Source organism: Mesorhizobium sp. M0601, assembly GCF_040320845.1.
GTDB lineage: Bacteria > Pseudomonadota > Alphaproteobacteria > Rhizobiales > Rhizobiaceae > Mesorhizobium.
This window is the reverse complement of the sequence record NZ_JAMYQK010000035.1, coordinates 1-18665: the sequence shown is the minus strand read 5'-3', so window position 1 is coordinate 18665 and position 18665 is coordinate 1. Positions and strand designations below refer to the sequence as shown.

General features: G+C 61.8%; 19 protein-coding genes and 1 tRNA gene. 8 read left to right on the top strand and 12 right to left on the bottom strand.

Annotated features, from left to right (window positions below):
- The first annotated feature begins 10 nt into the window (after positions 1-10).
- The 3 genes from NKI41_RS25150 (at position 11) to NKI41_RS25140 (ending at position 1766) form a co-directional block, all read left to right on the top strand.
- Entirely contained in the window at positions 11-733 is a 723-nt protein-coding gene (locus NKI41_RS25150) for a heme-copper oxidase subunit III family protein (RefSeq protein WP_023678903.1), read from the top strand.
- 10 nt (positions 734-743) lie between these two features.
- A complete protein-coding gene (locus tag NKI41_RS25145) occupies positions 744-1148 on the top strand; it encodes a cytochrome C oxidase subunit IV family protein (RefSeq protein ID WP_352470444.1) in 405 nt (134 codons plus the stop codon).
- A 144-nt stretch (positions 1149-1292) separates the two neighbouring features.
- Positions 1293-1766 carry an aminoacyl-tRNA deacylase gene (locus tag NKI41_RS25140; RefSeq protein WP_352470443.1) on the top strand — a complete coding sequence of 158 codons (474 nt, stop codon included), beginning with the start codon at positions 1293-1295 and terminating at the stop codon, positions 1764-1766.
- Between the two features lie 65 nt (positions 1767-1831).
- On the opposite strand, the gene NKI41_RS25135 is transcribed toward NKI41_RS25140, so the two are convergent.
- From NKI41_RS25135 to tig, 5 genes are all read right to left on the bottom strand, one after another.
- On the bottom strand, positions 1832-2644 hold the full coding sequence (locus tag NKI41_RS25135) for a DUF2189 domain-containing protein (RefSeq protein WP_352685537.1): 813 nt from the start codon (positions 2642-2644) through the stop codon (positions 1832-1834).
- Positions 2645-2959: 315 nt separating this feature from the next.
- Positions 2960-3892: a heme o synthase gene (locus tag NKI41_RS25130; RefSeq protein ID WP_352685536.1), complete on the bottom strand. Its 933-nt coding sequence runs from the start codon at positions 3890-3892 to the stop codon at positions 2960-2962.
- Between the two features lie 147 nt (positions 3893-4039).
- Complete coding sequence (locus NKI41_RS25125; RefSeq protein ID WP_352685535.1) at positions 4040-4420, bottom strand: c-type cytochrome; 381 nt, start codon at positions 4418-4420, stop codon at positions 4040-4042.
- Positions 4421-4605: 185 nt separating this feature from the next.
- Positions 4606-5127, bottom strand: a complete 522-nt coding sequence (locus tag NKI41_RS25120) for a hypothetical protein (RefSeq protein ID WP_352470439.1) — start codon at positions 5125-5127, stop codon at positions 4606-4608.
- A gap of 160 nt (positions 5128-5287) precedes the next feature.
- On the bottom strand, positions 5288-6763 hold the full coding sequence (tig, locus tag NKI41_RS25115) for a trigger factor (protein WP_352685556.1): 1476 nt from the start codon (positions 6761-6763) through the stop codon (positions 5288-5290).
- Between the two features lie 343 nt (positions 6764-7106).
- Between tig and NKI41_RS25110 the strand changes: the two genes are divergently transcribed.
- Positions 7107-7191: transfer RNA gene (locus NKI41_RS25110), tRNA-Leu, on the top strand.
- Positions 7192-7281: 90 nt separating this feature from the next.
- Here the strand turns inward: NKI41_RS25110 and NKI41_RS25105 are convergent.
- Both NKI41_RS25105 and NKI41_RS25100 read right to left on the bottom strand, forming a co-directional pair.
- Positions 7282-7866 carry a GDYXXLXY domain-containing protein gene (locus tag NKI41_RS25105; protein ID WP_352614037.1) on the bottom strand — a complete coding sequence of 195 codons (585 nt, stop codon included), beginning with the start codon at positions 7864-7866 and terminating at the stop codon, positions 7282-7284.
- The gene (locus NKI41_RS25100; protein ID WP_352685534.1) at positions 7863-8981 is read right to left on the bottom strand and encodes a DUF2157 domain-containing protein; all 1119 of its coding nucleotides are present in this window, start codon (positions 8979-8981) and stop codon (positions 7863-7865) included. Before NKI41_RS25100 ends, NKI41_RS25105 begins: the two co-directional genes overlap by 4 nt.
- A gap of 222 nt (positions 8982-9203) precedes the next feature.
- On the opposite strand from NKI41_RS25100, the gene NKI41_RS25095 reads away from it, so the two are divergent.
- The 3 genes from NKI41_RS25095 to trmFO all read left to right on the top strand — a co-directional run bounded on the left by NKI41_RS25095 (position 9204) and on the right by trmFO (position 11306).
- Positions 9204-9344, top strand: a complete 141-nt coding sequence (locus NKI41_RS25095; RefSeq protein ID WP_091596947.1) for a DUF1127 domain-containing protein — start codon at positions 9204-9206, stop codon at positions 9342-9344.
- A 48-nt stretch (positions 9345-9392) separates the two neighbouring features.
- The gene (locus NKI41_RS25090) at positions 9393-9533 is read left to right on the top strand and encodes a DUF1127 domain-containing protein (protein ID WP_023678914.1); all 141 of its coding nucleotides are present in this window, start codon (positions 9393-9395) and stop codon (positions 9531-9533) included.
- Positions 9534-9896: 363 nt separating this feature from the next.
- Positions 9897-11306: a methylenetetrahydrofolate--tRNA-(uracil(54)-C(5))-methyltransferase (FADH(2)-oxidizing) TrmFO gene (gene trmFO, locus NKI41_RS25085; protein ID WP_352685533.1), complete on the top strand. Its 1410-nt coding sequence runs from the start codon at positions 9897-9899 to the stop codon at positions 11304-11306.
- A 26-nt stretch (positions 11307-11332) separates the two neighbouring features.
- Here the strand turns inward: trmFO and NKI41_RS25080 are convergent, their stop codons facing one another.
- The 4 genes from NKI41_RS25080 to yajC are packed head-to-tail and all read right to left on the bottom strand — an operon-like array spanning position 11333 to position 15537.
- A complete protein-coding gene (locus tag NKI41_RS25080) occupies positions 11333-12160 on the bottom strand; it encodes a phytoene/squalene synthase family protein (RefSeq protein WP_502896454.1) in 828 nt (275 codons plus the stop codon).
- Positions 12161-12185: 25 nt separating this feature from the next.
- Complete coding sequence (locus NKI41_RS25075; RefSeq protein WP_352500864.1) at positions 12186-12575, bottom strand: Mth938-like domain-containing protein; 390 nt, start codon at positions 12573-12575, stop codon at positions 12186-12188.
- A gap of 15 nt (positions 12576-12590) precedes the next feature.
- Positions 12591-15143 (bottom strand): protein translocase subunit SecDF, encoded by a 2553-nt coding sequence (gene secDF, locus NKI41_RS25070; RefSeq protein WP_352470433.1) that lies wholly within the window; start codon positions 15141-15143, stop codon positions 12591-12593.
- Between the two features lie 52 nt (positions 15144-15195).
- Positions 15196-15537: a preprotein translocase subunit YajC gene (gene yajC / locus NKI41_RS25065; RefSeq protein ID WP_352451381.1), complete on the bottom strand. Its 342-nt coding sequence runs from the start codon at positions 15535-15537 to the stop codon at positions 15196-15198.
- A gap of 293 nt (positions 15538-15830) precedes the next feature.
- Here yajC and NKI41_RS25060 point away from each other — a divergent pair, with 293 nt between their 5' ends.
- On the top strand, positions 15831-16706 hold the full coding sequence (locus NKI41_RS25060; protein WP_352539745.1) for an ATP-binding protein: 876 nt from the start codon (positions 15831-15833) through the stop codon (positions 16704-16706).
- 96 nt (positions 16707-16802) lie between these two features.
- Here NKI41_RS25060 and NKI41_RS25055 read toward each other — a convergent pair whose 3' ends face one another.
- Positions 16803-18335: a peptidoglycan DD-metalloendopeptidase family protein gene (locus NKI41_RS25055; protein ID WP_352539744.1), complete on the bottom strand. Its 1533-nt coding sequence runs from the start codon at positions 18333-18335 to the stop codon at positions 16803-16805.
- Positions 18336-18665: the final 330 nt, after the last annotated feature.

The window sequence follows — 18665 nt, the reverse complement described above, 5'->3', positions numbered from 1 at the left end:
GAACGGGCGGATGGCAGAGACGACACTGGCCCACATCGGCCGAACAGAGCCGCGGCCCGCAGGCTGGCAAGGCATCGCCGCCGACTGGTCCTCGGATCAGCGGGCGTTCAAAAACGTGTCCTGGGGCAAGGCCATGATGTGGATCTTCCTGCTCAGCGACACGTTCATCTTCGGCTGCTTCCTGCTCTCCTACATGACCGCGCGTATCTCAACACGTGTGCCGTGGCCCAATCCGAGCGAGGTCTTCGCCCTGCGCATCGGTGGCTCCGACATTCCACTGATCCTTATCGCCATCATGACCTTCGTGCTGATCTCGAGCAGCGGAACGATGGCCATGGCGGTCAATTTCGGCTACCGCCGCGACCGCCGCAAGACGGCAGTGCTGATGCTCTTGACCGCAGCACTCGGCGCGACCTTTGTCGGCATGCAGGCCTTCGAATGGACCAAGCTGATCACCGAGGGCGTGCGGCCTTGGGGCAATCCCTGGGGCGCTGCCCAGTTCGGCGCATCCTTTTTCATGATCACCGGCTTCCACGGCACGCACGTGACGATCGGGGTGATCTTCCTGATCATCGTGGCGCGAAAGGTCTGGCGCGGGGATTACGATGTCGGACGGCCCGGCTTCTTCACCAGCCGAAGGGGCCGCTACGAGAACGTCGAAATCATGGGGCTTTACTGGCATTTCGTCGACCTGGTCTGGGTGTTCATTTTCGCATTTTTCTATCTTTGGTGAGAGGCAGGACATGGCTGAAGCAACCGCAAACGGCCTGGGACAACACGCACTGGACAGCGCCCGTACCCATGATGCGACGACGACCGGCGTTACCCCGGCGGAGGTTCATCAGGAGCACCCGATCAAGCTCTATCTGGTGGTCTGGGCGTGGTTGTTCATCCTCAGCACCTGCTCCTATCTGGTCGACTATTTCGGTCTCCACGGCTATCTCAGATGGTCGCTGATCCTGATCTTCATGATCCTCAAGGCAGGACTGATCGTCGCCATCTTCATGCACATGGCCTGGGAACGGCTGGCACTGGCATATGCAATTATTCTGCCGCCGGTGCTGGTTCTGGTGTTCGTGACGATGATGGTCTTCGAAGCGGACTACACGCTTCTCACCCGAATGGCGTTTTTCGGGGCCGGGCCCTGACATGCAATCCGGATCCGGGCCGTCCGGTCCTGGAGCCTTCGCCTTGAAACAATCCACGGCTGGTCCATTTCTGTTGGTATCGGAAACGACAGGCGATGCCGGCGTTTCCACATGCGTCGCGAACACCAGCAAGGGGCGCCCAAGATGACCATCGCAACCAGACTGAAGGACTTCATCGATAGGAAAGGAATTTCCTACGACACCGTCGAGCATCACCGCACGGCGACAAGCAGACAATCCGCCATTGCGGCACATGTGCCTGGCAGCATAATGGCCAAATCGGTGGTCGTTCACCACGATCGTGGCTACGCGCTCGCCGTGGTTCCAAGCACGCACAGGATAGAACTCGCGACATTGCAGGATGTCATGGAGAAGCCTCTTGGACTTGCCTCCGAAGACGAGGTGGTCTCGTTGTTCGGCGATTGCGATGTCGGCGCTGTGCCACCGATCGGCGCTGCCTATGATGTGCCAGTGGTCCTCGATGAAAGCCTCGGCGACGCTCCCGAAATCTATTTCGAGGGCGGTGATCATAGGACGCTGGTGCATGTGAGCGGCAGGGATTTTCGCGACCTGACAAAGGACGCGCGCCAGGCCCGTTTCAGCCACCCGGCGTATTGAAAGCTCTGCCCCACCTGCCCGCACCGGCACTTTCACCGGTGCGCGCAGGGCTGGTTTTTTTCAGCTCACGGTCTGGTGGCCGGCGGCGATTCCACAACTTTCCGATAGACATGCCAGGTCGCATGACCAAGGATCGGCAGCACGACTGCCAACCCGGCGAACACTGGCAGCGAGCCGACGATCAGGGCGACGGCGACGATAAGGCCCCACACGGCCATCACGATCGGGTTGGCCAGGACAACGCGCACCGAGGTGTGGATGGCTTCGTAGGCGCCGACATCGCGGTCGAGCAACAACGGGAATGCGACGACCGTGGTGCACAACACAACCGCGGCGAACACGAAGCCGATGGCGTGACCCAGGATGATGAGCGTCCAGCCGCGTCCCGTGGCGAATATTTCACTGATGAAGCTGGACAGCGATTGCGGCGGCGCCGGGCCGAACAGGGTCTGGTAGAATATCTGGGCCGTCAAAAGCCAGGCGACAAAGATCGCAAGCAGCATGACGCCGACCGCTGCAATAGCCGGCAGTGCAGGAGAACTCCTGACCTCAAAGGCGTGCCTCCACGAGGCGTCGAGCCCGGCTTCCCGTCGCCGGCTGATCTCATAGAGGCCGATCGCCGCGAACGGACCAATCAGTGCAAAGCCGGACACAAGCGGAAACAGCAATGGCAGCGTGTTGTTACCTGACGTCCAGACAGCAAGCACGACACCCGCAATCGGATAGATCAGGCAGAGAAAAACGATGTGCGACGGCTTGACCATGAAATCATCGACGCCACGCCTGAGCGCATCAAAAAGATCGGAGACACCGATTTTTCGAATTCTGGTGTGTTCCAGCGTCTCGCTGGCGCCTGCTATTACGTGAAAGCTTGCCATGACCATTCCTCCAGACCAGGTCCGGTAAGGTCGCGTTTTACGGTGCTGCCGTTCCGCATGATTGGCCCACGCAAACCGCGACCTGCACCATGATCAATATACTCTCATGCGGGGGACTTGTCGCGCTTTGTAGGAAGGCCCGGGAGTAAGAGGTCCCGGGTAGCCTGACTAGCTACGGACGCCGTTCTTCGATATGCTCTTCTAGTCGAAGGTGAAGGTCATGGACGGAAGGACAGTTCTCATACTCGGCCTTGGCGTCGTTATTCTGCTGTTGCTGGGATTTTGTGCTCTGCCAATGTGATGTTTTGAGCCGGGTCAATAGTCGGCTGAAGCGATCACTCGCATTACAATGGTGTCGGCAAGCAACGCTGCAAATATTGCGAAAAGATAGACAATCGAATACGCAAACAGCGCCTTTGCCGGCTTCATCTCCTTGTCGGCGACGAGAACCTTCCAGGCCTGCCAAATGAAACCTGCACCCAACGCGGCTGAAGCAGTGCCGTAATATCCGCTCGCGAAGCCGAGGCCCCAAGGGAGCACGCCGATTGGCGCCAAGAGCAGCGAATAGGCGAAGATTTGTTTTCTGGTCGAGTGCTGGCCGGCCACATTCGGCATCATCGGGACCCCAGCCGCGGCATAGTCACCGACCTTGAAAAGGGCCAGCGCCCAGAAATGAGGCGGCGTCCAGAGGAAAATGATCAGAAACAGGATGAGACTTTCAATGCCGATTGCGCCGGTTGCAGCAACCCACCCGATCACCGGAGGAAGGGCGCCTGCCGCGCCGCCTATGACGATATTCTGTGGCGTCGAGCGCTTCAGCCACATCGTGTAGATAACGACATAGAAAAAGATGGTGAACGCCAACAACGATGCGGCGAGCCACCCCACCAGCACGCCGAGCGTCATGACCGACAGTGCGGAAAGCACCAGACCGAAGCTGAGAGCTTCGGCAGGCGTGACGCGACCGGACGGAATTGGTCGCTTGGACGTGCGAGACATCAAGGCGTCTATGTCTGCGTCGTACCACATATTGAGCGCGCCGGCGGCTCCCGCTCCAACCGCGATTGCGCCGATGGCAATTAAGGCGATAACTGGATTCATCACGCCGGGCGCCATCATCAGGCCGACGAAGGCAGTAAACACGGCGAGCGCCATGACGCGTGGTTTCAAAAGCGCAAAGAAATCACCCGCCGTCGCCTCCGAGAGGCGGATGCCGGTATCCTTGAGACGGCTTTCTTCAGTCGACATTCAGACGACCACCGATGGGAATGGCAGCCTAGCCGGCCAATGTCTTTTTTGCAACGAGTCGCCCTCCCCACCGACACTGCCGGCAGATTGCGGCCGAGGCTATGCCTCGACCTGTTTGCTATACCAAGATCCGGCGGAAGAGCCGGGCTATTTGGAGAATTGCTTCAGATAAGCAATGACATTGGCGACGTCCTCGTCCTTCTTGAGGCCGGGGAATGCCATCTTGGTTCCTTTGACCATCGCCTTGGGATCGTGAAGGTAGGTCGTCAGCGTGGCCTCATCCCATTTGACGCCGGACTTGCCGGCCTCGGTCATGGCCTTGGAATAGCTGAACCCTGGATGCGTGCCGGCCGTTCGGCCGATGACGCCGTTCAAGGACGGGCCGACCTTGTTCTGATCCTTGTCCGCGATATGGCAGACCTTGCATTTGGCGAAGACCTTCTCACCCGCCGCGGCATCCTGTGCCCGCGAGGGGCTGGCAATGACGGTGGCGACGGACATGATGACAAAAAACACAAAGGCACGCATGGCATTTCCTCCCTGATCGCCAATTTGCCCTGGCTGACCTGCACAGGCCGACATTTAGTCCGCTGGCATGCGCTCTTGAATGGCAGAACGGATATCCACTGCCTGGGGTTGCGGCACCTACATACCACAGAACCCGGCCGGCAGATAGAGTTCGGCCGTGCCAAGGTTTAATGCGGACAATCTGCTCAAGGCAATTTGGTGTTGCAGCTGGCGGCGATCCGGCCGATCGCCTCTTCAACTCCGGTGAGGTCAAACTCGGCTTTGCCGCGCCCCGACAGCAGCCCGAACCGCCAGGACAGCAGCAGCCGGTCCGCGGCAATCAGTCGCCTGATGCCGTCGGCACCGTCGCGGACCAGCATCCTGCTGCGCGGGCCGACCGACCAGCTTTCGTTGAGCTTGCCGGATTGGCCGACAGTCACTGACATGGCGATGGTTCGGCTCGCGGAAACGGTGTCGCTCAGCTGCAGCCATTCGCTCCAACGCGGTTCGCCGGCGGTCCGGCACGCGATCGTCAAAACCGGGCTGTAGCTCAATGCGCCGCCGCCGGTGATGAGCTTGTTGGTCGCGTAAAGCGAGGCGGTGACAAGGCCATCGCTGCTCTTGTCGAACCGCCAGTTGTCGAGAACCGTATCAGCCTGGGCAATGCCACAGACCGACGCAAGCAGGAACGCCGCCGCCACGCTTCCGATACCGAAGAACTGTCTCAACGATGCCTCCAACAACCGCTGCGGTCAGCAACCCAGCGCAGATAATCATCAAAGCTTCATATCGCTACCTCGAGCGCCAGATGCGTGAAATCCGTTGCGTCTGCGCCACAACGAAAAAGGCCGCCTCGAGAAGGCGGCCTTTCGGAATTCAGCAGAGACGTTATTCAGCGTCCTTGGCGGCCTTCTTCTTCGGCGCGGCCTTTTTCTTCGGCTCTTCAGCGTCGTCGTCGGCCTTCTTGGTGTCCGCTTTTTTCGCAGCCGCCTTCTTCGCCGGCTTGGCCTTGGTTGTCTCCGTATCCTCCTCGTCGGCCAGCAGCTCTTCCTTGCTGACCTTGACGTCGGTGACCGAAATCTGGCCGAGCAGATGGTCGACCACCTTCTCTTCGAACATCGGCGCGCGCAACGTGTTCAGCGCTTCGGGATTGTTGCGATAGAATTCGAAGGCCTCCTGCTGCTGGTTGGCCGGATAGCGACGCACCTGCTCGAAGAGGCCGCGCTGCAATTCCTCGTCCGTCACCGTGACGCCGGCCTTCTCGCCGATTTCGGCGAGAACCAGGCCGAGACGCACGCGGCGCTCGGCAAGCCGCATGTATTCTGCACGCGCTTCTTCTTCCGTCGTCTCTTCGTCGGCAAAGGTCCGCCCGGCAGCTTCGAGATCGCGATTGACCTGGTTCCAGATGTTGTTGAACTCGGCCTCGACTAGCTTGGACGGCGCCTCGAACGAGTAGGCAGCGTCGAGCTGGTCGAGCAACTGCCGCTTGACTTTCTGGCGCGTTATCGAGCCGAACTGGTTCTCGATCTGACCGCGCACCACCTCGCGCAGGCGCTCCAGCGATTCAAGGCCGAGATTTTTGGCCATCTCGTCGTTGATCTCAAGCGCGCCGGGCTTCGACACTTCCTTGACCGTCACGTCAAAAGTGGCTTCCTTGCCGGCCAGATGCGCCCCCTGGTAGTTTTCCGGGAAGGTAACCGTGACCTGCTTCTCGTCGCCGGCCTTGCTGCCGACCAGCTGGTCCTCGAAGCCGGGGATGAATTCCTTCGAGCCGAGCACCAGCGGCTGATCGGTGCCGGCGCCGCCGCCGAAGGCTTCGCCGTCGATCTTGCCGACATAATCGATGGTCACACGGTCGCCTTCGGCGGCCTTGCCGGTTTTCGGCTCGTAAGTGCGGGCGGATTCAGCGACACGCTTGACCTGCTCGTCGATCTCTTCATCCGGCACGTCGAACACCTGGCGCGTCACCTTGATGTCGGAGAAATCCTTGATCTCGATCGGCGGAATGACCTCATAGTTCAGGCGGAACTCGAAATCGGCACCGCCTGCCAGGATCTTCTCGGCTTCCTTCTCGTCCTCGGTCATGATCACTTCGGGCTGCATGGCGGCCTTTTCGCCGCGCCCGGTGATGATCGAACGGGTCGAATCATTGAGGATCTCGTTGACCACTTCGGCCATGAACGACTTGCCGTAGACTTTGCGCAGATGCTGCACCGGCACCTTGCCGGGGCGGAAGCCGTTGATGCGGACCTTGTTCCTGGCATCGGAGAGCCGCGCCATCAGCTTGGCTTCCATGTCACCGGCCGGCACGGTGATCTTGATCTCGCGCTTGAGACCGGAGTTGAGCGTTTCGGTGACCTGCATCATAAAACCTTTGTTTCCACCAATGAGGCCGTCAAACGGCCCCTGCCGTTTACAGCCTGCCGGTATGATCTTGCCGGGAATGGCTTTTGGTGCGGGACTTGGCGATCTGTCCGCTCAACGCGGCACAAATCCTCCAGAAATACGCTCCAAAACGTGAATAAGTCTTTGTTTTTCCTACTTCTTATCACATTCTGCAGAAGCGGATCGTCGCGTCCCGTCACATTCGACACGCCTTTTGTCACAGGCGACGCTGATTTTCAACCATCTTTGCATTCCGGCCAAGGATACCGATATCAGCCCTGACATTGACAGAATGATGGCTACATGGGATTGGCCGGGCAATGCGGATGTGGCGGAATTGGTAGACGCCCTGGATTTAGGTTCCAGTGCCGAAAGGCGTGGGGGTTCGAGTCCCTTCATCCGCACCACCCTTCGCTCTTCGAGCTTGGGGTGGCAGGCCACTCGAAGCTCCTCCGAAGCCTTGGCGCAGGAGATCATTGCCAAGGCCGTGGCGCGATCTAGTAAAGCGGCTCCTCGAACAGTGTCTTGTCGCCATCCACCAGCGCCTTGATCTGCGCCGTGCCGTTGGCCGCAATCGCCACCCGGATGCCGAACGGCCGCACCCGCATATCGTTCTGGATCGCCATCCCCTCGCCTTCCGGCAGATAGAAGCGCTCGATGCCGTACTCCGGCGCGATCGTCGTTGCTCCCTGGCCGATATTCCAGCCCTCGGAGACGTGTCCGACGATATCGGCTTCATCGGATGCTGCCGGCGCCGGCGCTTGCCCGAACCAGGCCGCGGTCGGGCCCCAATAGCCATCGGCGCCCTGCTTCAGCCTGACCACGATCGACGTTTCCTCGCTGGAAAGCTTGCCGGCCGGAATGTTGCCGATCAGTTTCACCGGTATGCGCGAAATATCGTAGCCGAGCAGAATGTAGTCACCGCGCAAGAGATCGCGCGGATCGATCGGCTCGACCTTGAGCAGGACCTGCTTGCCATCGCGCAGGATCGCCGCGCGTCCGGCGATGATCCAGCTCAGAAAGCCGATCTGGACGAGCGCCAGGACCAGCGCCGAGATGATCAGTCTTTTGCCGGTCATCATGCCGCCGCTCCTGTCATGTTCGAGGCGTTCATGCGCCTTTCTATGCGGATGATAATGAAAGCAAGAACGGCGAGCAGCACCGCCGCCGCAAGGAAGAAGCCTGCCGTGTCGAGCATTGATTGCAGCATCACCACATAGATGATGGCGAGTTCGAAGGCGAAGCCCGCATAGGCAACCCAGCGCAGTCCCCGGCTCTCGCGGCCGCCCAGCACGATCGCCGCGATGATGCCGGCCAGCGCAACAGCCGAGGCAATGGCGAAGCCGCTATTGTAGCTGCTTTCATCCGCCAGTTCGAATTGGATCATCGCCAGTCCGGTGAGAAAGCCGATCAGCGCGTGCAAGGGCAACCTGCCGCCGAGTTGCAAAACCCTCTCGACCGGCCCGGCAGCAAAGATCGCAGCGGTAAAAAGCAGCACCGACGCGGCAACGAGCGGGATGGCGACTTGCAGCGTGTCGTATTCCATGGCCAACAGCACGAGGTAGAAAAGGACCGACAGGATGATCAGGTGGCGCGCCGCCTGGCTGCGCGTCCAGAACGAAACGGCGAACAGTATTAGCGCCATGACCACGAAGAGATGCGGAAATTCCGTGCGCCGGAAGTAGTCGAACCCTCTCAGGAACAGCCAGGCATCGGCGATGCCGACGGCAGCGACGGTCAGTGGGTTTGAGCGCAGCGCCACCGCCGCCAGCGCCGTGCCGGCCCCCCAGGTGATCAAGGCCGAGGCCTCGTCGCCCGACAAATGATACATCTGGCCGATCAGCGCGATCGAACCGCCGAATGCCGCCGCCGCGACGATCCACAGTGCTTCGCCGATCGCCGCATGGTCGCGCATCTTCAACACCGCGCCGCCGACATAGCCGGCAAGGATAACGGCAAAAAGTGCCGCGACCCGCACCAGCCGCGGGATGACTTCCCAGTTGGCGGCGATGAAGATCAGGATAGCCGCGCCGAACAGCAGCGCCGCCATCATCGCCAGGATCGAGCCGAAACTCAGCGATTTGCGTTCGTTTGCCTCGACGTCGCGCGTTAGAGCCTCGGCTGTCGGCGCGTCGATCAGGCCGGCCTGCTGCCATCGCGCGATATCCGACCTGACCCGTGACGAATAGCTCGCCATGCCCCTCCCCCTTTCCTTGGTTCTTTTAGCTCGTCCGGCCAAGCGTTTGACCTAACGGCATTTTCCGATCTGGGCGGAAAACTGGACGCGCGCTAATGCTGCATTGCACAATTTGCATTGCTGCCATGCACCAATAGCGCTTTCAAATCGATATGACCCCACCTATTTTCACGGTGCACACAAAGACGGAATGATCCGAAAGAAAGACGAAACGAGACTACCATGAACCTGATCCGCAACTATCGCAACTGGCGCCGCTATAGGGACACCGTGTCCGAGCTGAGCCGCCTGAGCACCCGTGAACTGACCGATCTCGGCATCAGCCGCAGCGACATTCACTACGTCGCCCGCAAGGCGGTCTAATCCTTCGGGCCGCAAATGGCCCGAACCAGTTTTGAAAAGAGAACGACAATGAACCTGATCCGCAACTATCGTAACTGGCGCGTCTACCGCGAGACGGTTACCGAGCTGGGTCGCCTGTCGAACCGCCAGCTCAACGATCTCGGCATCGTCCGCGACGAGATCAAGATGGTCGCTCGCAGGGCGATCTAACAACAAGAATTTCGCCAGGGTCGACCTCCTCCCCGACCCTGACGGATACGGTCAGCCTTCACCTCCTCCCGAGGGTTGACCACAAAAACGGCGCCCGCCGGACCTCCTCCCCCGGCGGGCGCTGTTTCTAAAAAGGGTTTCGCGCCCTTTCAAATGGCGAAAGGAATTTCGTCAAAGCCGACCTCCTCCCCGGCGATGACGAATACGGTCGATCTTCACCTCCTCCCGAGGATCGACCAACAAAACGACACCCGCCGGACCTCCTCCCCCGGCGGGTGTTGTTGTTTTGGGGCGGCTTCCCCCGTCAGCCATTCTCCCGCGTGGCAATTGCAATCCTTGCGCCAAGCGACTATTTCGGCGCTCATGGACAAGAACCCCATTCACGTTATCGGCGGCGGTCTCGCCGGCTCCGAAGCCGCCTGGCAGGCGGCCGAAGCCGGCGTTCCAGTTGTCCTGCATGAAATGCGTCCCGTCCGCGGTACCGACGCGCACAAGACCGACGGGCTGGCCGAGCTCGTCTGTTCCAACTCCTTCCGCTCCGACGATGCGCAAACCAATGCCGTCGGCCTGCTGCACGCCGAAATGCGGCTGGCCGGTTCGCTGATCATGAGCGCCGGCGACGCGCATCAGGTGCCGGCCGGCGGAGCGCTGGCCGTCGACCGCGACGGATTTTCCGAAGCGGTCACCAGAAAGCTCGAAGCGCACCCGCTCATCACCATTCGTCGCGAGGAAGTGCCCGGCCTGCCGTCGGCGGACTGGGACCAGGCGATCGTTGCCACCGGCCCGCTGACGGCGCCTTCGCTCGCCCAATCGATTGCGGAAGCAACCGGCGCCGACGCGCTCGCCTTTTTCGATGCCATCGCGCCGATCGTCCATTTCGACACGATCGATATGGATATCTGCTGGTTCCAGTCGCGCTACGACAAGGTCGGTCCCGGCGGCACCGGCAAGGATTACATCAACTGCCCGATGGATAAGGAGCAGTACCTTGCCTTCGTGCAGGCGCTGGTCGACGGCCAGAAAACCGAATTCAAGCAATGGGAAGGCACGCCCTATTTCGACGGCTGCCTGCCGATCGAGGTGATGGCCGAGCGCGGCGTCGAGACATTGCGCTACGGGCCGATGAAGCCGATGGGACTGACCAATGCGCATAATCCGTCTGTAAAGGCGTATGCCGTCGTCCAGCTCCGCCAGGACAATGCGCTGGGCACGCTCTACAACATGGTCGGCTTCCAGACCAAGCTGAAGCATGCCGAGCAGGTGCGCATATTCCGCACCATCCCCGGGCTGGAACACGCCGAGTTCGCCCGCCTCGGCGGCCTGCACCGCAACACCTATATCAATTCGCCGACGCTGCTCGACGCGTCGCTGCAGTTGAAGTCGCGGCCCGGCCTGCGCTTTGCCGGCCAGATCACCGGCTGCGAGGGCTACGTCGAGAGCGCCGCCATCGGCCTGCTCGCCGGGCGCTTTGCCGCCGCCGAAAGGCTTGGCCATGCGCCGTCGCTGCCGCCCTTGACCACCGCCTTCGGCGCCTTGCTCAACCACATCACCGGCGGCCATATCGTTTCAGACGATGAGCCGGGAAAGCGCTCCTTCCAGCCGATGAACGTCAATTTCGGCCTGTTTCCGCCGGTGGACGCGCCGAAGATCGAAGGCAAGCGGCTGCGCGGCAAGGACAAGACGGTTGCCAAGCGGCACGCGGTGACATCGCGCGCGCTCGCCGACTGCCGCGAATGGCTGGGGCTGCCTTTTCGGGCGGAAGCGGCGGAATAACGGTCGGGTTGGCTACGCGGCAGCCTCTATGCGACCGGCCAGCCCCGCGTCGCGCGCCGGAACAAGAGCCAATGCCGGCGCAAGACAGAGAGCCGCGCCACCTCCTTGACAGGCGAGCGGCGGGCGCGCTCCATTTTGTCGAGATAGGCGCCCGAAAGAGCCAGCGGCAGAAACGCCGGGCGCAGCGAAACCGGTAGAGCGGACGCCCCCTGCTCGAAGGCGGAAAGATGTTCCCGTGCCAGCGCGATTATCGCGGCAGCGGCGCGTTCCGCGCCCGGCCCGCCGTCACCTGTAACGAATTCTTCCGGCGAGGATCCCGCCGCCGCCAAAATATCGGCCGGCACAAAGCACTGTCCCCGCTCGCGATGTAGCGGCAGCAGAAGCAGCAGACCGGTCATCGCCTGCGCACAACCTGCCCTGCCGGCAAGCTCGGCAAAGCGCGGTGCTTCGACCGGATCGAGCACCATCGCCGCAAGCTGGATAAGTGCTGCGGCAGTCTCGCCGCAATAGCCTTCGAGGTCGGTGCGCGACGGCATCGGGTCGTCATAGAGATCGAAGATGCGCGCTTCGAGCATGTTTTCGAAAGCGGCCTTGGGCAGATGGTGGGCGGAAATAGTCGCCTTCAGCGCGTCCGCCACGGGATGGCCGACCTCAGCCCCATCCTCTTCGACTGCGATGACGTCGCGCCACCATTGCAGCCGCACCTCGCCCGGCAGCGCCTCGTGGATGCGGTCGCGTATGCCGGCAATTTCGGCGTTGAAGGCATAGAGCGAAAACAGCGCGTCCCGCTTGTCTTCGGGCGCGTAGAGCGCGGTCAGGTAGCGGTCATGATCAGCGGCGCGCACCGTCTCCATGACGAGTTTGGTGTTTTCGGCCACGTCAGTCGACGGCGATGAGTGCTGCGGCCACCGCGCGGTCTTCAGCCAGCAGCACATTGTAGGTCCGCACAGCCGCCCCGGTCGACATCGGATCGGCGGAAATGCCGGCATCCTTCAGCGCGGCACGCAGCGCGGCCGGCAACGGCCTCAGATCCTTGCCGCTGCCGACCAGCAGGATCTCGACCTTGTCTGCCTCGTTGAACAGCTTGGCGAAATCCGCTGCCGTCAGCGCCAGCGGATCGGCCGGCTCCCAGCCATAGATGCCCGAAGGCAGGCACAGCAGCGAGCCGCGATGCGACATGTCGGCAAAGCGGAAACCGCCATTGCCGTAAGCCTCGATCGGTGCGCGGCCGGGGAAATGCGCCTCGCGGATGACGATACCCTTGGCCACTTTTGAGGCAAGCCGTCAGGTGGCTATGGCTTTGCCGCCGCCCACCGGCTTTTCCTCGTCCGACGCTGTGGCCTGCGGCCGCAGCTTGAACAGGATAAGCAGTGGCGCGGCGATAAAGATCGACGAATAGGTGCCGAACACGACGCCGAACAGCATGGCCATGGTGAACGAGCGGATCACCTCGCCGCCGAACAGCACCAGCGCCAGCAGCGCCAGGATCGTCGTCACCGAGGTCAGCGTCGTCCTCGACAGCGTCTCGTTGATGGCATTGTTCAGCAGTTGCGGCAGCGGCATTCGCTTGTATTTTCGCAGATCCTCGCGAACACGGTCATAGACGACAATCGTGTCGTTGAGCGAATAACCGATGATGGTAAGGATCGCCGCCAGCGACGACTGGTTGAATTCGAGGCCGGTGAGGACGAAGAAGCCGATCGTCATGACCACGTCGTGAACGGTCGCAACGATGGCGCCGACCGCGAACTGCCATTCGAAGCGGAACCAGACATAGATCAGGATGCCGAGCAGCGCGACCAGCATGGCAATGGTGCCTTGCTTGGCAAGCTCGCCCGAGACCGTCGGCCCGACCACTTCGACGCGGCGGAAATCATACTGGTCCTGCAGCTCGCCGCGCACCTTGTCGATGACGGTCTGCTCGGCATTCTCGCCGCCCTCCTGGGTACCGACGCGGATCAGAACGTCGTTCGGCTCGCCGAATTGCTGAACCTGCACCTCGCCGATATTGAGTTCCGTCAGCCTGCCGCGGATGTCGGCCAGATCGGCATTGCCGGCCTTGGACTGCACCTCGATCAGCGAGCCGCCCTTGAAATCGATGCCGTAATTGATGTCGATGGTCATGAAGCCGATGACCGACAGCACCGAAAGCACGCTCGACAGCGTGAACGTCCAGCGGCGGATGCCCATGAACGGAATTTTCGTTCCCGGCGGAATGAAGGTCACCGGCGCGCGTGGCAACTCCTTCGGACGGGCCCGGCGAAGCCAGATCGACACCAGCAGGCGGGTGAAGGTGAAGGCGGTGAAGACCGTGGTCAGGATGCCGATGGCATAGGTGACGGCAAAACCCTTCACCGGCCCGGTGCCGAGGTAGAACAGCACCACGGTGGCAATCAGCGAAGTGACGTTGGAATCGACGATGGTCGCCAGCGCCTTGCTGAAGCCGGTATCGATCGCCTGGATCACCGAGCGGCCGGCACGTCGCTCCTCGCGAATACGCTCATAGATCAGCACGTTCGAATCGACCGCCATGCCGATGGTCAGCACGATACCGGCGATACCCGGCAAGGTCAGCGTCGCGCCAAGCAGCGACAGCAGCCCGACGATCATCGCGACATGCACCGCCAGCGCGATGTTGGCGAGGAAGCCGAGGAAACCGTAGGCGACGAACATGAACGCCACGACCAGGATCGAGCCGATGATGCCGGCGACCTTGCCGGCATGGATGGAGTCCTGGCCGAGGCCAGGGCCAACCGTGCGCTCCTCGATCACGGTGAGCGTCGCCGGCAAGGCGCCGGCGCGCAGCAGCACGGCGAGATCGTTGGCGCTCTCGGCAGTGAAATTCCCCGATATCTGGCCGGAACCGCCAGGGATCGGTTCGTTGATCCGCGGCGCCGAAATCACCTGATTGTCGAGGATGATGGCAAACAGCTTGCCGACATTCTGCGCTGTCGCCTGGCCGAACCGCTGCGCCCCCTTGGAATCGAAGCGGAACGAAACCACCGGCTCATTGGTCTGCGAGTTGAACGTCGCCTGGGCATCGACGAGGTTTTCACCCGAAACGATGACGCGGTTCTCGATCAGATACGGAACCGGCGGATCGTCCTGCGAATACAGCACCGAGGACCCCGGCGGCGGACGGCCGTTCAGCGCATCCTGCACCGGCATCGATTGGTCGACCATCTGGAAGGTCAGCTTGGCGGTCTGGCCGAGAATTTCCTTCAGCCGTTGCGGGTCCTGCAAACCAGGCACCTGCACAAGGATGCGGTCGTCGCCTTGCCGCTGCACGATCGGCTCGGTCGTTCCCAGTTCGTTGACACGACGGCTGACAACCTCGATCGACTGGGTCAGCGCCGTCGACGTACGGTATTTGATGCCGGCATCGGTGACGGTGAATTTAAGCAGGCCGGCCTCGGAATCATCCAGGGTCATCTCCTGGATGGACCCGCCGCTGAACAGGCCGGCCGCCACCGGATTGGTCAACGGCTTCAGTGCGTTCTTGGCGGCGTCGATCTGTGCGGGATCGGTGATGCGGACCTGCACCGTGCGCCCCGACCCGGCAAGGCCGGTATAGCCGATCTTGGCATCGCGCAGCAGCGTCCTGATTTCGTCGCGCGTCGTCTCCAGCCGATCCTTGATCAGATCGTTCGGATCCATCCTGAGCAGGATGTGCGAGCCGCCCTGCAGGTCGAGGCCGAGCGTCATCTGCCGCTTCGGCACCCAACTGGGCAGTTGGGCCAACGTGCTTGCCGAGAAAAGATTGGGCGCAGCGAGGACCACTGTGGCGGCCACGGCCAGCCAGATCAGGATCATCTTGAAGCGCGAAAAATAGAGCATTGGTTATCGTCCGTTCAGGCGTACAAGCGGCTGCGTTCCGCCTTCAATTCGGTTATTTCTTGGCGTTCTGGTTTGCCACCGGCTCGCCCTTGACGCGTACGTCGGCGATCGTCGAGCGCAGCGCCGTCACCTTGGTGCCGCCGCCAAGGTCGATCTCCAGCTCGTTATCGTCGATCACCTTGGTCACCTTGCCGACCAAGCCGCCGCCGGTGACAACGGTATCGCCGCGACGAACCGCCGCCAGCATCTCGCCGCGCTTCTTTAGCTGCGTGCGCTGCGGCCGGATGATCAGAAAATACATGATCACGAAAATCAGAGCAAACGGCACGATCTGGATAAACATTGCGGACGAGTCCCCGCCGATGCCTTGGGCGTATGCCGGTGTCACGAACATCGAGGTACTCCTGAATTTTAAAAACAGCCGCCTTAACCGTTCTGGGAATTTGACGGCCCCGCCAAATTTGGCCGGAATATAGTCGGTAACGTTGCCAATGCAACTGCGCCGCCGGGCAAATCGGCTGCTTTTCCGGCCTGGTGAGCCGTGTTAGAGGGTGATCCCGAAAAGCGACGCTCGGTTTCCGCAAAAGATCATGCCCGAACAAATGCTTGGGACGAGTTTCGAAACCGCTGAAATCAGGTAGGTTGGCCTGCCGCACCATCCCGAAAGCGAAACAAAAAAGACAAGAGATGACCGACAGCACCATCGATACCCTGAGCCAGAAGCTCGACCGCCTGATCGAGGCGGTCGCTCGCCTCGCCCCGCCGCCGGTGCCGCAAACCGACCTGGGCGAGGCCGATTGCTTCGTCTGGCAGGCCGATCCCGGCTATCTGGAGCCGGTGCTCAAGGTCAACCGCGTCGACATCGGCCTGATCCGCGGGGTCGACCGCGTCCGCGACATATTGGTCGACAACACCGAGCGCTTCGCGTCAGGCTATGCCGCCAACAACGTGCTGTTGTGGGGCGCGCGCGGCATGGGCAAATCGTCGCTGGTCAAGGCGGTGCACGCCGCGGTCAACGCTTCGGCCAAGCTCGACCTGCCGCTCAAGCTTATCGAGATCCATCGCGAAGACATCGACACGCTGCCGAAGCTGATGGGACTGCTGAAGGCGGCACCCTTCCGCTTCATCCTGTTCTGCGACGACCTGTCATTCGACCATGACGACACGTCCTATAAATCGCTGAAGGCAGCGCTTGAAGGCGGCGTCGAGGGCCGCCCGGCCAACGTCATCTTCTACGCCACCTCGAACCGGCGGCATCTGTTGCCGCGCGACATGATCGACAATGAGCGCTCGACGGCGATCAATCCGTCCGAAGCGGTCGAGGAAAAGGTTTCGCTGTCGGACCGTTTCGGCCTGTGGCTTGGCTTCCACAAATGTTCGCAGGACGAATATCTCGATATGATCGACGGCTATGTCCGCCATCACGATCTCGCCATCGATCCCGAGATGCTGCGCGCCGAGGCGCTGGAATGGGCGACGACGCGCGGCAGCCGTTCGGGCCGCGTCGCCTGGCAGTTCACCCAGGATCTGGCAGGCCGGCTCGGCAAGCCGCTCAAGGATTAGCCGCTCAACGACTAACAGCAGAAGAAGCCCGCACCTTGCGGAGCGGACTTCCTCGGCGGGCTGAAGGTCAGGTGGCCCGCAAATCGCTTTCGTCATCTATTCGAGATAGGTCGAAGGATCGACCGGCGCCGAGTTCTTGCGCACTTCGAAATGCAGTTTCGGCGAGTCGGTGGTGCCGCTCATGCCGGACAGGGCGATTTCCTGGCCGCGCTTGACCTTCTGGCCGCGCTGCACCTCGATCGAGCTGGTGTGGCCGTAGACGGTGACCAGGCCGTTTTCGTGACGCACCAGCACTGTGTTGCCGAATTCCTTGAGGCCGTCACCGGCATAGATGACGACGCCGTTTTCAGCTGCCTTGACCGGCGTCCCCTCGGGCACGGCAATGTCGACGCCGTCCTTGCCGCCGCCGAAGCTTGAGATCACGCGGCCGCGCACCGGCCAGCGCATCTTGCCGATGCCCGTTGCGTCCGGCGCCACCGCGTCGTCGTCCTCGGCCTGCTGGATGACTTTCGCGTCCTTCTTTGGCGGCGTGTAGGAGGCGAGCGTCTGCGTCGGCGTGGCCTTGGCAGGCGGCTGGGTGGTGGCCGTCGTCACCGGATCGACCTTTGCCGGCTTCGCACCGGCGACAACAGCGGTTCCGCCTGCCGGCACTTTCAGGGTCTGGCCGATCTTGAGCAGTCCATCCTGCATGCCGTTCGCCTGCTTCAACGCGACGACGCCGACGCCGGTCTTTCGGGCGATGGCCGACAGCGTATCGCCTTGCTGAACCGTGTAGGTGCCGCCGGCACCGGCTGGCTTGGCCGTCGCCGAAGCCACTTTGGGCGCGGCCTTTCCATCCTTCGGCTGGCTCGCGGCAGCCGAGGCGTCCACCTGCGCGGCAGACTTGCCTTCCCTGAGCTTCGGTTGCTGCGGCAGCACGGCCACCTTCTCCGGCGCGTCGGCCGGCTGGTCGTGCCTGGTGCCGTTCGCGGGCTTGGCGTCGGCGACTTTCGGCGTGGCGCCGTTGCTCGAATACGCATAGGCCGGGATGACGAGCTTCTGGCCGGTCTTCAGCCCCTTGGTCGCGCTCAGCCCGTTGACTTTCATGATGGCATCGGCCGGCACGCCGTAGCGCCGCGACAGGCCGGAAATGGTCTCGCCGTCCTTGACGACGATCTCGGTTGCATGCGGTGCGCCGGCGGCCGTCGCCATGCGCGGCGCGTCGGGCTCGGCGTTCTTGAACGGCCTTGCCGCCGGAGCGACGGTGCCGGTTGCCGTCCTGTCGACACGAGGAGCGGCAGGCGCCATCGCCGGCGCGGCAGCGGTACGCACCGGGCGGGCGGCGGGTGCCAGGGCGGGAGCCGGCGGTGGCAACTGCTGCGCCGTAACCGGTTCGAGGCTTGAGCGGCTGACCGACTGGGTGTGGCTGCCGTCGACCGGCGCGGCCGCAACATCGCCCGGATAGGGCTGGGCAGCATCCTGCTTGTCGATGATGGCGCGCTGGTTGTTGGTCGAGGCGGTGAACACGTCATCGACGCTGTTGAACCGCGCCACCTGGGAACTACACCCCGTCGCAGCGCCTGCGATCATGAGGACGGCGCAGCCACGCGCCAGATTGCGTCCGTTTGCCTTCAAAACACTGAATTGCATCGCACTAACCCGCACAGACCCGGTACAACTGAGTGTGATTAAAGCGCGTTAATGTTACCGGTCGGTTAAACCTGTAGAATCAGACGCAAATTTTCTTAAAATATTCGAGGAAGGCTCTCAACTTCGTCGTCCTAGAGCGGAGCAGGAGCGAAGCTCCGTCGCGGAGACCCTGGGACCCATTCCGTGACCTTGGCCGAATAATGCGGCGGAGCAGCATTCTGCACCCTTGCAACGCCTCAAGGGCGCGGCATGATGGGGTGGACGGCGCCCGACGGCATCGGATGTGCCAGAATGAGTTCGTTGAGATCTCAAACAAGGGAGCCGTCCGTG